This is a genomic window from Acinetobacter sp. C26M, from assembly GCF_023702675.1.
Lineage (GTDB): Bacteria > Pseudomonadota > Gammaproteobacteria > Pseudomonadales > Moraxellaceae > Acinetobacter.
Genome location: NZ_CP098478.1, coordinates 2,448,214 through 2,462,836, shown reverse-complemented (window position 1 = coordinate 2,462,836; position 14,623 = coordinate 2,448,214). Strand labels below are relative to the sequence as shown.

The window sequence follows — 14,623 nt, the reverse complement described above, 5'->3', positions numbered from 1 at the left end:
TAATATCGATATCTTAGCGAGTGAAATAATGATCTTGATGCTTGCATCTGCGACAAATCAATGACACATAATCTGTCGCATCATAATCCACGATCAAATCATTTGAGCCGCAGTACATACAACGTTTAACCGAGTAGAAACTTAAGCGAGGTTCGATTTTTCGCCAAGATTTCCAAACTGGCTGAATAAATATACTTTCGTCATAACCCAAAAATTTAAACAGCAGGACTTCACTCATTTTACTGAATGGAATGGTATAAGGTCTTGGTAAGGTGGTGGTTTCCCATCGCTCAGCTAAAGCACGCTCACGATATTGTTCCAAGGTCTTTTTTAATAAGTTGGTATTGATAAACTTATCATTTCTTGGCTGCAAAGCATTTTGTTTATGTAAATATTCTAAAGCGGTTTGAATCAAATAAAAAATTTGACCTACAGCCAAACCTTCCATTAAACGGTAGCAAAAGGCTTGAAATGGCCGATTGCCCGCAATTTGAATGCCCCAAGTCCGACAATAGAACTGCATAAACTGCACAATTTCTTGATAGAGCACAAGGTAAAGTGCATCTTTGACTTCATCGGTGCTTTTAAATGGAATACCTTGACTCAGGTTTTCATAGAACCAATGGCGTAATTGCTGAGTTATGCTAAACAAGCTAGGGTCTGAATAACCATCCAGACGGATATTCAAATAATAATGTTCCGTTTCCAAAGCCGTATCTTTTGGCTTAAATACTCCCAATTTAAGTAATTCTTGAACTAAATGGTTCTGAAATAAGTAGTTGGGGGTAAATTCTCGATATTTAATATTCTGCCAATGAATCAGCTCATCATGTTGTACATCCTCACGTGCATAGCTGTCTAGCAAGCTGAGTAAGAATAATTTATGCAAAAAACTAAGTTGATTCAGGCTATAAATCACTTCGTCTTTGATTTTATATTTGCGTTGCTCTTGCAAAATTGTTTGTTGGGTCTGTTTTTTCCGCAAGGCTGTACATTGGGCGCAGTGACAATTCAGTTTGATATCACTTTTAAAGACACGATGCTGGCAGTGGCTGCATTCGTGAAATTGAAACTCTTGGTTGTATTGTTCAGCCTCAACCCAAAACATAGAGGCTTGGCATAGGGGGCAATGGCTACTTTCATCTAACTGTTTTTGTAGAATCTGTAAATCCATTGATATTAAGCCTATAACCGTTAAATAGAGAATTATACATGCTCAATCCTAGGAGTGATGCAAAGATTATATATAGATAAAAATTAAGAACAAAATGAGACTTAATTGACTGAATTTTATATAAAAGATAATCCTATAACTTTGCTGTTTTTTAAAATATGGTAAATTTCTGCGCCAATTAGAAGCATAACTCAATATGAATTGAACAAAGTAAAAGCAAAGGGGAAAACATGAATAATCGGATTTGGATACAATCTGTTATTGGCATAATGATGTGTTTGAGCAGTATTTTCACATACGCAGATCCAATCGAAGGGTATTGGCGTAGTATTGATGATCGAACTGGAGAACAACTGACCATCATTGAAATAAGAAAAGCCCCTGACAATACCTATCGTGGCAAAATTGTTTATATTTATCCTAATGCGCAAGGTACCGTGGTGACACATTGTGTGAATTGCCCGCCGCCCTATACTGGAAAGCCACGACTGGGCTTAGAAGTGTTAACAGGGCTGGTTGAAGACCCTAAAAAGCCCGATAGCTTTATCAATGGCCGAATAGTCGAAAGCAAAACTGGCAAAGTGTATAAAGGTAAAGCACGTTTGACGGCCGATGGTAAACGTTTGCATATGCGTGGTTATGTGGGAATTTCTGCTTTAGGTCGGACTGTGGTGTGGATTCGCAAGGACAGTGCCAATCCTTAATCATTTATTTTTAATTGTGTGAATTGATTAAAATTTTATTTGATTTTAAACAATTAAATATCTTTTGCTTGTGTTGACTGTTTCTATACATTCGCATAAAAATGAAGGGATAGATGGATCGATTTTGCATTACGGAGCTTATTATGCAAAAAAACACACTCATGAAAGGAATCATGGGCATTTCTTTGACTGTATTCACAACGCTTAGTTTTGCCTCTACGCCTGAAGGATTTTGGAAAAGTATTGATGATCGTACTGGCGAGCAGCTTTCAATCGTAGAAATTAAGAAAAAACCAGATAATACCTATACGGGAACGATTGTTTATCGTTATCCCGTTTTAGGTGGCGGGACGGTACTCACCAACTGTGTGAAATGTCCTGAACCTTTTAAAAATAAACCGATTCAAGGGCTACAAATTGCGTGGGGATTGAAAGAAGACCCTAAGAATCCAAATCAATATATTGATGGTCGGGTACTAGAGCCTAAAACAGGTAATATCTATAAAGGAAAAGCGCAACTGAGTTCGGATGGAAAGCGTCTGCGTATGCGTGGTTATATGGGAATTTCTGCATTGGGACGCACCCAAGTTTGGATTCGTACCGACAGTGCGAATCCTTAAATAGTTGTTGTTTTTTTTAAGAAAGCCTAAACGACTCGTTTGGGCTTTTTTATTTAAGCTAAAGAATGTACAAGATGCTGTGAAATCAAGCAGCTAGATTAGCTACTTCTTATACAAATGAACGCTAGCGTACAGTGTAACTTGGGTAAAAGTGTGATAATTTCCGTGCATTAAACCTATAAAGATGAATAGGTTACTTTTTTAAGACGGGGTTAATATGCTAAATCGTATGCTCATGAACGGAATCATGGGGCTCACTATTGCTTGTGCAAGCGCAACGACTTTCGCAGCTTCTATTGAAGGCTACTGGAAAAGTATCGAAGAGCGTACTGGTGAACAACTCTCAATCGTAGAAATCCGTAAAGGAAATGACGGCCGTTATCATGGGAAGATTGTTTATCGCTATCCAAACTCACATGGTATTGCGCTCACCAATTGCACCAAATGTGCAGCACCGAATACCAATAAGCCAATTCTTGGGCTAGAAATTTTATCAGGCTTTAAAGAAGATCCAAATAAACCTGACTCTTATATCGATGGGCGTGTATTAGAACCAACTTCAGGTCGTATCTACAAAGGTAAAGGTGTCGTCACTGGCGAAGGTAAACGTTTACGCATGCGCGGCTATATGGGCGTTTCAGCACTGGGTCGTACTGTCGTTTGGCTACGTACTGATAACGCAACACCATAATCGAATATTTATAAAAAAACCTCGAATTCGCTTCGAGGTTTTTTTATGGTTAAAGTGAGTGTTAAACAGGGCATGGCAAGTTTTCGTCCTCCTGACCGATTTTTTTTGCATTAATAAGTGCTTGTACTTTCTTGCTTGGTAGCTTTTCTTTACCAAGCGCATCGTATGTATTGACAATATTGGTCACTTCTAAAGTTGTCAGTTCAATTCCCTCTGCTGTTAAAAAAACTGAAATTACATGATGATCCACGCCAGCTTTAGCGAGGTCATGGATCGCTTTGATATTTTCTAAACGATATAGGTGTGCTTTTAATTCCATCGTCTTTACCCTCGTGTGTTTTATTGTATTTACTTACATTGGCATATTAGGTTAAGCAATAACCGTGCACAAAATGTAAAACTCGGGAAAAAAATGTAAGTTGAGCGATAAAACCCATTCGATTCTGTAGCATTTATTTAAGAATGGAAAACTATGTTGTAATTTTGTCTAAACGGCATGCCATTTGCTAAATAAATTTGAAAACGTGAAAAGTAAACCCAATAAAATTCTTAAAACTGGTATGTGGCTCTAAAGACAGGTTTTGTAAGTTGGCGTATGATCGACTAATCAAGAAGTCTTGCCAACAAGACCATCTAAACGACATGATGAAAGATAAGGAATACCGATGAATATTGCGGCTCAGCCCCCTGTACAAGCAGATCAAACGATTTATTTAAAAGACTACCAAAAGCCAGCATTCTTGGTTGAATCAATTAACTTAGATATTCAAGTCTATGATGATCATACGATTGTTGACTCAACCTTAGTGATGAAACGTCAAACGACTAGTGCTTTGGTACTTTTGGGGCGCGATCTTGAATTAAAGTCGATTCAACTGAATGGGCAAATCCTGAGTGCAGCGCAATATGATTTAAACGATGAGCAATTGCTGATCACAGATGCACCAGATCAGGTCATTTTGCAAATTCAAGTGGTGATTCACCCTGAGTCAAATACGCAGCTTGAAGGTTTATACAAGGCGGGTGATTTATTCGTAACTCAGAATGAGCCCGAAGGTTTCCGTAAAATTACCTTCTATCCTGACCGTCCTGATGTATTGGCTGAATTTACCACGCGTGTCGAAGCCGATAAAAAATATCCTGTTCTACTTGCTAATGGTAATTTATTGGAAACAGGCGAGGCTGGTGAAGGTCGTCATTTTGCGATCTGGCAAGATCCGACCAAAAAACCAAGCTATTTATTTGCCTGTGTGATTGGTGATTTGGCGGTACTTAAGGATCGTTATACTACTTCTGAAGGTCGTGATGTTGCTTTAGAAATTTATGCAATCGAGAAAGATATTCCGAAATGTCACATCGCAATGGAGGCGTTAAAGCATTCAATGCGTTGGGACGAAGAACACTATGGTCGTCCTTACGATCTCGATAACTACATGATTGTCGCGGTCAGTCAGTTCAACATGGGGGCAATGGAAAATAAAGGTTTAAATATCTTTAATACGTCTTGTGTGCTTGCCGATGAGGAATACACCACTGATGCTGCGATCATGCGAGTACAGTCAGTCATTGCTCATGAATATTTCCATAACTGGACAGGCAACCGAATTACCTGTCGTGACTGGTTCCAATTGTGTCTAAAAGAGGGCTTAACGGTTTTCCGTGATCAATCTTTCTCTGAAGATTTACAATCAGCAGCTGTACAACGAATTGATGATGTAGCGGTATTGAAATCGCATCAATTCCCTGAAGATGCTGGTCCATTGTCTCATCCGCCACGTCCAGACCATTTTGTCGAAATCAACAACTTCTATACCGCGACAGTGTATGAGAAGGGTGCTGAAATCAATCGCATGATGGCAACGTTATTAGGTAAAGAAAAATACCGTCAAGGGACTGATGAATATTTCCTACGCCATGATGGGCAAGCGGTCACAGTTGAAGATTGGGTTGCGGCATTGAGCGCAGGTTCAGGTGTTGATCTCTCTAACTTCCTCACTTGGTATAACCAACCTGGTACACCAAAGTTAGAAGCTACGGGTGAATATGATGCTGCTGCACAGACTTATCGTTTAAGCTTCAAACAAAGCTTGAAAGCACATCCAAAATATCCAAACCTCAAAGCCGTACCAATTCCTGTGGCTCTCGCATTATTTAATGCCAATACCGGTGAACAATATACCTTGCACAGTACTGATCTGTTTGTGAATGAGGTCAAAGATGGTGTGTATTTATTTGATCAAGATGAAGCAACAATTGAATTTACAGGGGTGACAGAGCAACCTGTGGCTTCGTTATTGCGTAATTTTTCTGCCCCTGTGAATTTAGTTTTTGATTATTCCAATGATGATCTTGCCTTCTTGATTCAGCACGAAACCAATGGCTTTAACCAATGGCAAGCGACACAAACTTTATTGGAACGTATTCTTTTAGAAGACCATAAGGTGGACACCTATATTCAGGCAATTAAAAATACCTTGCCAGACTTAGTGAATAAAGATCCGTTATTGGCATCGCGTTTATTTGATGTACCAAGCGAAAACTATTTAGGTAGCCGTATTGATCAAGATTATGAACCTGAACTGATTCGTGAAAAGCGTGAAGCGGTGCTGGATCGTTTAGCGCGTGACCTAGGTTCATTCTGGAAAGAGACCTATTTAGCCTTAGATCCTGACCAGCAAAAAGAGTTTTCTTTGGCAATGGGCGTGCGTTCATTGAAAAATATCACCTTGAATATGTTGGCACGTCAAGGTGATGAGTCTGTCTTTGATCTGGCTTATAGCCAATATCAACAAACAGGTAATATGTCTGAACGTTTAGGGGCCTTACGTGTTTTGGTCTGGAATGATGCACCACAAGCCCAAGCAGCATTGGCTGATTTCTATAACCGCTTTAAAGATGAAGCCTTGTCTTTAGATCAATGGTTTAGCATCCAAGCTTCGAATCCATGTGCGACAGCGGAAACCATTCAGTATCTTACCAAACATGCGGATTATGATTTGGGTACACCAAACCGTATCCGTGCTGTGAGTGGTGGTCTGGCTGCAAATCCAGTCAATACGTGGAGCTTTGGTGTTGATCATTTTATTGAGCTTGCAGCTTATCTGGATGAGAAAAACCCAATTTTAGGTTCGCGTTTATTACAAGTGCTATCACGTTGGTACACCTTAGCTGAACCACAGCGTAGTCAGGTTCAACAAGCACTTAAGGCATTGCAACCTAAAGTAAAATCTAAAAATGTAGCTGAAACATTGAACAGTTTACTCAGTATTTAATCTACAAATTTAGTGAATAAAAAAGGATGTCGTCAGACATCCTTTTTTATTTGACAATTAGTATTGTCAGAAATAGTATGGAAATCATTCGAATGTAACGGATGACTGCAATGGAAATAAAAACAATCACATTACCGACACGTCAAATAGAAGTTGAAGTGTATGCACCTAAACATAACTCTGAAAAAGCACCAGCTATATTATTGCTACACGAGCTATTTGGTATCCTCGATGTCTATCGAGAAGATGCACAAGATTTGGCTGATCGTGGCTATTTGGTTTATGTGCCTAATTTATTTAGTGGTGGCGCAGTGAAGTACTGTATTCGTGCCATGGTGAGCAAAGCAGGACGTATCAATGCAGCGGACAGTGAAGTTAATCAAGAAATTCATGTCTTGTTAGATGCCTTAAAGGCAGATCCTCGCTCGAATGGTCGTTTAGGTATGTTAGGGCAGTGCTTAACGGGTGGTTATGTGATTCAGATGGCCAAGCGCGAAGATATGCTAGCGCCTGTGGTTTATCATCATTCTCTGGGGATTCAAGGTGCGGGTGTTCCAAACAAAGAGTCTCTGGATGACGTTCGTATTCTACAAGGACATTGGTCTACCGTAGATCCATTTTGCCCAGCGACCAAGCGTAATAAACTGATTCAGCAATTGGGGGATCGGGTTGAAGCTTATACCTATAATATGCCGCATGGTTTCCGCAGTGTTAGTCGGGGTTTGCCTGAAGCCCAAGTCGTGTGGCAGCGGACTGTTGATTTTTTTGAGCGAGAATTAAAACAAAACACAATATAAATCATTGGAACAACAAGGTATTATTGACCAAGATTCATTTATAGAAATAAAAAAGCGAGGGGAAATATGTCTCAACAATATGAATATGCGGGCTTCTGGATACGTTTCGGTGCCGCGATTATTGATTCAATCATTGTGATGGTTGCCATGATTCCATTAACCATGATTTTTGGTGGTGGCAATACCACAGTTGCCTCTGATGGTTTTTCATCATTCCAATTTATGTCTACGGCAGATTGGATTTGGCAAATTCTAGCCGCAGTATTTTATATTTTCTGCTGGATTAAATTTGCAGGGACACCAGGTAAACGTCTACTTCGATTAAAAGTGTTGGATGAAAAAACGGGTGAAAATGTGACTGTCGGGCAAGCTATCATTCGCTACATTGGCTATATCCCAGCAACATTAGTATTTTTTATTGGTTTAATCTGGGTGGCTTTTGATTCTAAAAAGCAAGGCTGGCACGACAAAATGGCAAAAACTGTTGTGGTGAGAGAGCTTTAATTTAGAGCGAAATTTTATCATGTAATAAAAAATTCATACGATAGGGCTTGTGAATCAATTCGCATGTCCTATAATGCCCGTGAGTTTATTCACGGAGATCCTAAATGGGAAGTTGTTCGAGGTTCGGGTTTAATAAAGGATTAAGCCAAAGCGAATACTGAGCAAGCGTGCCATTTAGGTCGGCTATCTTGCAATGAGATAGCTTTGCTAAAATGATCTAAACCCTCCTATAAAATTTTGCTGTATCCACAAAATTTATTATATTGACTGCATCCTGTTTAGTTTCTCACCAAAAATGGGGAGAAGCCTATGTTTTTTCACGCTTCCATTCAATGGTTTGCTGTTCTTAACATCTTTGTGTTATCTGGATTAATACTGACCCAAAAGGCTAAGGCGGGTCCACTCATCAACACCGATGATGTCTCTATTACAGCGGCACAACAGTGTCAGCTAGAAAGTACTTATAGCTATAACAAAGACGGAACTTGGTCTTATCAAGTTGTTCCAGCATGTAACCTCAATCAAAATTTAGAAGTATCGTTAGGTTATCATTCAAGTAAAGATCAAGATCAGATTCATGGCTTTTCAGCTCAAGCCAAAACCATTTTAAAGCCAATGGAAAATAATTGGGGTGTTGCCAGTAGTTTATTGCTATCACGAGATGATGTAAAACATCATGGTCGTGATCTGGACTGGTTTTTAAATGTGCCTGTAAGCTTTCATTTTTTAGAACAGCGTTTACAACTGGATAGTAATATCGGTTATCAACATGCAGATGAACGTTTGCTGCGTTGGGGGGTTGCATCTACCTATGCCATGACTGAACGCTTAGGGTTGACGCTTGAAACCTATAATCAAGATCGTCATACACCTTTCTTTCAAACCGCTGTACAGTACAGTGTTATCCCAAATGTTTTGACCTTAGAAGCCTCATTTGGTGACCGTTTAAGTTCCTTGAAACAGCATTGGTTTGGAGTAGGGCTCAGTTTTACACCATCATCATAATTGCCTTAAATTCACTTTAGCCACCATTAAAATGATTGAAAATAAATAGGTGTAAGATGCAATTAAAGTTTTTACAAAATATTGATTTATCAAATATCGCTGATACATTGATCAGTCTTTCGGCAGCATTTATTTTAGGTGCATTGATTGGATTTGAACGTCAGTATCGGCAGCGAACAGCGGGATTAAGAACCAATGTTTTAGTTGCCGTTGGCGCTGCGATTTTTGTCGATATTGCCACCAATTTAACCGGTGCAGAAGGGGCAGTTCGCGTGATTGCTTATGTGGTTTCAGGCATTGGTTTCTTGGGTGCGGGTGTGATTATGCGCCAAGAAGGTAATATTCATGGTTTAAACACGGCTGCCACTTTATGGTGTTCAGCCGCCGTGGGAGCATCTGCTGGTTCAGACTTAATTATTGAAGCTGTGTTAGCGACAGCTTTTATTCTAGCTGCGAATACTTTGCTCAGACCGATTGTACATGCAATTGATCGTCGTCCGATTGATGATGATACTGAGGTTTTACATGTTATCTATATTATTTGCGATCGCAGCCAGAGTAAGGCGGTGATGGATGAACTTAATTTAACTCTAAAGCATCATAATTATCCTGCTAAAGATATTGATGTGACACCGTTTGGTGAAAAAGAGGTAGAAATTGAGGTGACCTTGATTGCCACGTCCATCGACGCAGAAGAAGCACAACACATTATCAATCATTTAAATGCCATGCCACAAATCCGGCAAGCATTTTGGGACAAAAATGCGATAAATTAAACCTTAGAAATATTTTCTATATCATGGAGTTGGGATACATTGTCCTATTAATGATATATAAAATGTCGATTGTTTCACATAAAATGAAGCCAGCTTGATAACAATGAGAACAGTATGAGTTCAGAAGCACATTCAATCAGTTTAATTGCGCCAGTGGTCTTGCTTGCTGCTGCTGTAATTGCCGTTCCAATTTTTAAACGTATTGGCTTGGGCTCAGTACTTGGCTATCTAATTGCGGGTCTCATTATTGGCCCTTTTGGTTTGGCCTTCTTTCATGACTCTGCTTCGATTCTGCATATTGCTGAATTAGGGATTGTGATGTACTTATTTGTGATTGGTTTGGAAATGCAACCTTCACATTTATGGAGTTTGAGGCGTGAAATCTTTGGACTCGGTACTTTACAAATTATTGCGTGTGCTTTAGCACTGACTGGAGTTGGTTTACTCTTTGGATTTACATGGCAAGTTGCGTTTATTGGTGCGGCAGGTTTTGTATTGACCTCAACAGCGATTGTCATGCAACTACTTGGTGATCGTGGTGATATTGCTCAACCACAGGGACAAAAGATTGTCTCAATTTTATTGTTTGAAGATCTGCTGATTGTTCCGTTATTGGCAATTGTTGCTTTCATGGCACCTAACCATGTGGTAGAGACAACTTCTACCCGTTTAGAAAGTATTGGCCTTGGTTTAATTGCGATTGCTGGATTAATTGCAGCAGGGTATTGGTTACTGAATCCGTTATTTAGATTGCTCGCTGCGGCAAAAGCCAGAGAAGTCATGACGGCTGCTGCACTTTTGGTCGTGTTAGGTGCAGCATTGTTGATGCAGGTCAGTGGTTTATCCATGGCGATGGGTGCTTTCCTCGCAGGTGTATTGCTATCTGAATCAACCTTTAGACATCAAATCGAAGCCGATATTGAACCATTCCGCGGATTACTGTTGGGGCTATTCTTCCTTGGTGTCGGAATGTCATTGGATTTATCGGTGGTCGCACAAAACTGGCAACTGATTATCAGTGGGGTTTTGGCAATGATGTTTGCCAAGGCCTTGCTGATTTATATCGTGGCACGTGTCACCAAAAGTTCGCATACTGAAGCTCTGGATCGGGCATTGCTGATGGCTCAAGGTGGCGAGTTCGCTTTTGTACTGTTTGCAGCCGCAGTTAGTGCGCAAGTGATTGATAATTCAATTAAGTCGAATTTAACTGCGATTGTGGTTCTATCGATGGTACTCACCCCAATTCTGGGTATCATTTTTAAACGCTTTACTGAAAGCAAAGATCAAATCAGCTTGGAAAATGTCAATATTGCTGAAGGCTTGAGTGGTAGTGTGCTGATGATTGGTTTTGGTCGTTTTGGGCAGGTAACCAGTCAATTGTTACTGGCGCGAGGTGTTGATGTTACGATTATTGATAATGACATCGACATGATTCAAAACGCGGAAAAGTTTGGTTTTAAAATCTACTATGGTGACGGTGGTCGTTTAGACATTCTGCATGCTTCAGGTGCATCTTCGGCTCAAGCCATTGTGGTTTGTGTGGATAGCAAAGAGACCACGAATCGTATTGTCGAATTGGTTACGCATGAATTCCCATTGGCAAAACTTTTGGTTCGTTCATATGACCGTGAGCATTCGCTCTACCTCGTCAAACAAAAAGTGGATTATATGATTCGGGAAACCTTCGAATCTGCGATCAAGTTTGGTGAGGTGATTCTGCAAGAGTTGGGTGTTGATGAAGATGATGTACGGCTTATTAGCGATGAGATTCGAGAGCGTGATGAGGAGCGTTTTGAAACAGAGATCGCTGCGGATGATGTCTATGCAGGTGTGGGTTTGCAGTATACCCATGCTCATCCACGCCCAACGGCACCATTGATTCGACCTAAACAGGTTGGTCGAATTTTAAATGACGAGGATGCACAGAAAGACCTAGAAGAAAAGTAACAACTAATTCTATTCCGGAAGATTCAAATAAGCCTTAGTTTAACTAAGGCTTATTTTTTGCTTTAAATCTAAATAAGATCAGCACGAAGATACCCAATAGCAGGCCCCAAAATGCTGAACCAATTCCCCAAAATTGAACACCAGAAGCACTACATAAAAAGGTGAGTAGCGCAGCTTCACGTTCTTCAACATTAGAAAAAGCAACTGCAATGTTATGGCTAATTGTTGCAAATAAAGCGATTCCAGCAAGTGCCACAATAAAGATTTGTGGGAATGACATCAGCAAGCTGACAAGTGTTGCTGCGAAAAGTCCCATGAGAATATAGAACAGACCACAGCTAATACCTGCAATATAACGTTTGCTTGGGTCAGGATGAACTTGATCATCTAAGCTGACTGCCGCACTAATCGCAGCCAAGTTTATTGAGAAACAGCCGAAAGGCGCAAAAACAGCATGAGCAACACCTGTCCAGCCGACCAATTGATTGACATGTGGGTGATAGCCATAGCTTTTAATCATGGCAATCCCTGGTAAGTTCTGCGAAGTCATATTGATGACAAACAGTGGCAAAGCTAGACCTAAAATAGCAGACCAAGAAAAAGAGGGTTGCATCCAGATCGGTCGAGTCAGTGACCATGTAATTGCCTGTAGTTTAAAGTCAATAAACAAAGGGCAGATCGCTGCACCTAAAATCACGGTCAGCACAATGCTGTATCGTGGAAATAAGCGTTTTGAAACCAAATAGATCACCAGCATACTCAAGATAAAACCAAGATGGCTTTCTAAGCTGCTAAAAATCTGAATACCAAATTTTAATAAAATGCCTGCCAGCATGGCACAGGTTAAACTTTGTGGAATATGTGCCAATAACTTCTGGAAAATACCTGAAAAGCCAACAATGGCAATAGCAATACCACAAATAAGGAAGGCACCAATCGCTTCATACAAATCATAATGGCCTGTCGAGGCAATGATCAGTGCAATCCCCGGAGTCGACCATGCGGTAGCAACGGGATATTTATATTTCCAAGATAGAATCAAGCCCGAGAGACCAATCGCAAGTCCCAATGCCCAAAACCAAGAACTGATTTGCGCGGTATTGGCACCTAAAGACTGTGCACCTTGGATGACAAGGATGGCGGAAACACTAATTCCGATTAAGAAAGTAATAAAGCCAGCAAAAACGGCAGGAATCGAGAAATCTTGGATGAGACGTTGCATCTATGCATCTATACTTGATTAAAATTTGTTGAAAAGTATATCGTTAATGCGCCTGAAATCGTAGTTCTAAAATGATTGAATAAATTGATCGTTCAATCAAAAACTGAATTAGCTTAACGTTGAAGTTGCTAGCCTTAAACCGAAACCAAAGAATAATATTCCAACAAGACAAATACCCGTCGCTGCCAATTTATAATTATGTTTAAAGAAGCCAGCAAGTTTCACTCCCGAAAAAATAAGGGCGGTTAAATAGCTAAAACTTACAATCTGGACAATCAGCGCTAACATTAAAAAGCTAATTGCTGGGTAGGCGTAGTCAGGTTCAACAAACTGTACAAAGAAAGACAGGAAAAATAAGATTGCTTTAGGGTTAAGTAAGCTGATACTGAGCGCAGTACGGTATGGATGGACTTGATCAAGTTTAGGTAGGTCAGCTAGTTCGGCATGGTGAGGTGGTTTATTCCATGTTTGGTAAGCGCCTTGTAATAACTTAAAGCCCAAATAAGCGAGATAACAAGCACCTGTTAATTTAAGAATAATAAACAGGATTGGGAAAGCTTTGAGTAAAGAAGCTGCACCTAGTACTGTACAGAGAATTAAAATCGAATCCCCAGTAAATACCCCACAAGCTGCGGCATAACCCGTACGGATACCATAACGTGATGCCACGGACATTACATATAACGAGTTCGGACCGGGTAATAACACAATTAAGATTGTACCAATAATATATGTGGTTAAATCTGTTATGCCGAACACGATGAACTCATTAAAAAACCGATTTTCGCTAATATAGCAAAAATCGGTTTTTATAGGTGAAAAATCGACTAATTATGGTTTGATTTCAGCATCAATTCCAAAAGACTGGCGCAGCAATAAGCTGAGTTGATCACGTGCCTTGATAAAACCATCAATACCGCCTTGCAATAATTGGAAAGCCATCAAATCTTGCTCAAGTTCAGCTTTAAAACTTTCTTTGGTTTGTGCAGAGCGTTCTATTTTTTCAGCTTGTTGGGCTGATTCAACACTGAGTTGAGCTTCAACAACTTGTTGATCTTGTTCCAACTGGGCCAATAGATTTGGGGCAATGGTGAGTAAGTCACAACCCGCCAGACCAAGCACTTGTGCTGTACTACGGAAGCTTGCGCCCATCACTTGTGTTGCGATGCCATTTTGCTTGTAGTAGTTATAAATCTTTTTCACAGAGAGTACGCCTGGATCTTTTGCAATCGGATACTGCTCTACACCTTCAGCTTTTTTGTACCAATCTAAGATACGACCGACGAAAGGTGAGATAAGAGTGATTTTTGCATCAGCACAAGCCTGAGCTTGATGTAGACCAAATAATAAAGTGAGATTACATGGAATACCTTCAGCTTCAAGCACTTTTGCTGCTTGAATGCCTTCCCAAGTCGACGCGATCTTAATCAGGATACGGGATTGTTCAATGCCATAACCCTGATAAAGTTTAGACAACTCACGTGCTTTGGCAATGGTTGCTTCAGTATCATAGGACAAAGACGCATCAACTTCTGTCGAAATACGGCCATTGATCAATTTTAAAATTTCGACGCCAAACTTCACTGTTAGAATATCGATTGTGCGCTCAATTAGTTCATCACTTTGATACCCTTCCTGTTTAGCTTGGGTATAAGCATCTTCAATCAGCTCTCTGCTTTCTGGTTGTTCAGCCGCAGCAGTGATGAGTGAGGGGTTTGTGGTTGCATCTAATGGACGGAATTTTTCAATCGCTTCCAGATCACTACTATCTGCAACAACAGTTGTTAAATTTTTTAATTGGTGTAATGCGGTCTGAGTCATTTATATCGTGTTCTTACATAGACAATATTATTGGTAACTTCTGTTATAACACAATCTGTGTGAAAGCAAAGTACCGCTTTTTATTCACAG

Annotated in this window: 14 protein-coding genes; 9 read left to right on the top strand and 5 right to left on the bottom strand. The window is 40.1% G+C overall.

What is annotated here, in order from left to right:
- Nucleotides 1-13: 13 nt before the first annotated feature.
- Nucleotides 14-1,174 carry a hypothetical protein gene (locus NDN11_RS11320; protein ID WP_251109675.1) on the bottom strand — a complete coding sequence of 387 codons (1,161 nt, stop codon included), beginning with the start codon at nt 1,172-1,174 and terminating at the stop codon, nt 14-16.
- A gap of 230 nt (nt 1,175-1,404) precedes the next feature.
- Here NDN11_RS11320 and NDN11_RS11315 point away from each other — a divergent pair, with 230 nt between their 5' ends.
- From NDN11_RS11315 to NDN11_RS11305, 3 genes are all read left to right on the top strand, one after another.
- Entirely contained in the window at nt 1,405-1,878 is a 474-nt protein-coding gene (locus tag NDN11_RS11315) for a DUF2147 domain-containing protein (protein WP_251109674.1), read from the top strand.
- A 143-nt stretch (nt 1,879-2,021) separates the two neighbouring features.
- Complete coding sequence (locus NDN11_RS11310) at nt 2,022-2,498, top strand: DUF2147 domain-containing protein (protein ID WP_167249393.1); 477 nt, start codon at nt 2,022-2,024, stop codon at nt 2,496-2,498.
- A gap of 217 nt (nt 2,499-2,715) precedes the next feature.
- Nucleotides 2,716-3,189 (top strand): DUF2147 domain-containing protein, encoded by a 474-nt coding sequence (locus NDN11_RS11305; RefSeq protein WP_251109673.1) that lies wholly within the window; start codon nt 2,716-2,718, stop codon nt 3,187-3,189.
- A gap of 61 nt (nt 3,190-3,250) precedes the next feature.
- Here the strand turns inward: NDN11_RS11305 and NDN11_RS11300 are convergent, their stop codons facing one another.
- Nucleotides 3,251-3,508 (bottom strand): hypothetical protein, encoded by a 258-nt coding sequence (locus NDN11_RS11300; RefSeq protein ID WP_167249397.1) that lies wholly within the window; start codon nt 3,506-3,508, stop codon nt 3,251-3,253.
- A gap of 346 nt (nt 3,509-3,854) precedes the next feature.
- Here NDN11_RS11300 and pepN point away from each other — a divergent pair, with 346 nt between their 5' ends.
- The 6 genes from pepN to NDN11_RS11270 all read left to right on the top strand — a co-directional run bounded on the left by pepN (nt 3,855) and on the right by NDN11_RS11270 (nt 11,490).
- Nucleotides 3,855-6,461 (top strand): aminopeptidase N, encoded by a 2,607-nt coding sequence (gene pepN / locus NDN11_RS11295; protein WP_251109672.1) that lies wholly within the window; start codon nt 3,855-3,857, stop codon nt 6,459-6,461.
- A gap of 110 nt (nt 6,462-6,571) precedes the next feature.
- Nucleotides 6,572-7,258 (top strand): dienelactone hydrolase family protein, encoded by a 687-nt coding sequence (locus tag NDN11_RS11290; protein ID WP_251109671.1) that lies wholly within the window; start codon nt 6,572-6,574, stop codon nt 7,256-7,258.
- A 66-nt stretch (nt 7,259-7,324) separates the two neighbouring features.
- Nucleotides 7,325-7,762 carry an RDD family protein gene (locus tag NDN11_RS11285; RefSeq protein WP_251109670.1) on the top strand — a complete coding sequence of 146 codons (438 nt, stop codon included), beginning with the start codon at nt 7,325-7,327 and terminating at the stop codon, nt 7,760-7,762.
- Between the two features lie 309 nt (nt 7,763-8,071).
- Nucleotides 8,072-8,767 (top strand): PA4824 family protein, encoded by a 696-nt coding sequence (locus tag NDN11_RS11280; protein WP_251109669.1) that lies wholly within the window; start codon nt 8,072-8,074, stop codon nt 8,765-8,767.
- A 56-nt stretch (nt 8,768-8,823) separates the two neighbouring features.
- Complete coding sequence (locus tag NDN11_RS11275) at nt 8,824-9,543, top strand: MgtC/SapB family protein (protein ID WP_167249407.1); 720 nt, start codon at nt 8,824-8,826, stop codon at nt 9,541-9,543.
- A 114-nt stretch (nt 9,544-9,657) separates the two neighbouring features.
- Nucleotides 9,658-11,490 (top strand): monovalent cation:proton antiporter-2 (CPA2) family protein, encoded by a 1,833-nt coding sequence (locus NDN11_RS11270; RefSeq protein WP_251109668.1) that lies wholly within the window; start codon nt 9,658-9,660, stop codon nt 11,488-11,490.
- Between the two features lie 43 nt (nt 11,491-11,533).
- Here NDN11_RS11270 and NDN11_RS11265 read toward each other — a convergent pair whose 3' ends face one another.
- The 3 genes from NDN11_RS11265 to tal form a co-directional block, all read right to left on the bottom strand.
- Nucleotides 11,534-12,712 (bottom strand): benzoate/H(+) symporter BenE family transporter, encoded by a 1,179-nt coding sequence (locus NDN11_RS11265; RefSeq protein WP_251109667.1) that lies wholly within the window; start codon nt 12,710-12,712, stop codon nt 11,534-11,536.
- A 108-nt stretch (nt 12,713-12,820) separates the two neighbouring features.
- Complete coding sequence (gene leuE, locus NDN11_RS11260) at nt 12,821-13,471, bottom strand: leucine efflux protein LeuE (RefSeq protein WP_167249413.1); 651 nt, start codon at nt 13,469-13,471, stop codon at nt 12,821-12,823.
- 72 nt (nt 13,472-13,543) lie between these two features.
- On the bottom strand, nt 13,544-14,533 hold the full coding sequence (gene tal, locus NDN11_RS11255) for a transaldolase (RefSeq protein ID WP_251109666.1): 990 nt from the start codon (nt 14,531-14,533) through the stop codon (nt 13,544-13,546).
- Between the last annotated feature and the right edge of the window lie 90 nt (nt 14,534-14,623).

Bases quoted from the DNA above. Each gene is read 5' to 3' on its own strand.
- NDN11_RS11320 (WP_251109675.1), bottom strand. From the start codon at position 1,174: ATGGATTTACAGATTCTACAAAAACAGTTAGATGAAAGTAGCCATTGC.
- NDN11_RS11315 (WP_251109674.1), top strand. From the start codon at position 1,405: ATGAATAATCGGATTTGGATACAATCTGTTATTGGCATAATGATGTGT.
- NDN11_RS11310 (WP_167249393.1), top strand. From the start codon at position 2,022: ATGCAAAAAAACACACTCATGAAAGGAATCATGGGCATTTCTTTGACT.
- NDN11_RS11305 (WP_251109673.1), top strand. From the start codon at position 2,716: ATGCTAAATCGTATGCTCATGAACGGAATCATGGGGCTCACTATTGCT.
- NDN11_RS11300 (WP_167249397.1), bottom strand. From the start codon at position 3,508: ATGGAATTAAAAGCACACCTATATCGTTTAGAAAATATCAAAGCGATC.
- pepN (WP_251109672.1), top strand. From the start codon at position 3,855: ATGAATATTGCGGCTCAGCCCCCTGTACAAGCAGATCAAACGATTTAT.
- NDN11_RS11290 (WP_251109671.1), top strand. From the start codon at position 6,572: ATGGAAATAAAAACAATCACATTACCGACACGTCAAATAGAAGTTGAA.
- NDN11_RS11285 (WP_251109670.1), top strand. From the start codon at position 7,325: ATGTCTCAACAATATGAATATGCGGGCTTCTGGATACGTTTCGGTGCC.
- NDN11_RS11280 (WP_251109669.1), top strand. From the start codon at position 8,072: ATGTTTTTTCACGCTTCCATTCAATGGTTTGCTGTTCTTAACATCTTT.
- NDN11_RS11275 (WP_167249407.1), top strand. From the start codon at position 8,824: ATGCAATTAAAGTTTTTACAAAATATTGATTTATCAAATATCGCTGAT.
- NDN11_RS11270 (WP_251109668.1), top strand. From the start codon at position 9,658: ATGAGTTCAGAAGCACATTCAATCAGTTTAATTGCGCCAGTGGTCTTG.
- NDN11_RS11265 (WP_251109667.1), bottom strand. From the start codon at position 12,712: ATGCAACGTCTCATCCAAGATTTCTCGATTCCTGCCGTTTTTGCTGGC.
- tal (WP_251109666.1), bottom strand. From the start codon at position 14,533: ATGACTCAGACCGCATTACACCAATTAAAAAATTTAACAACTGTTGTT.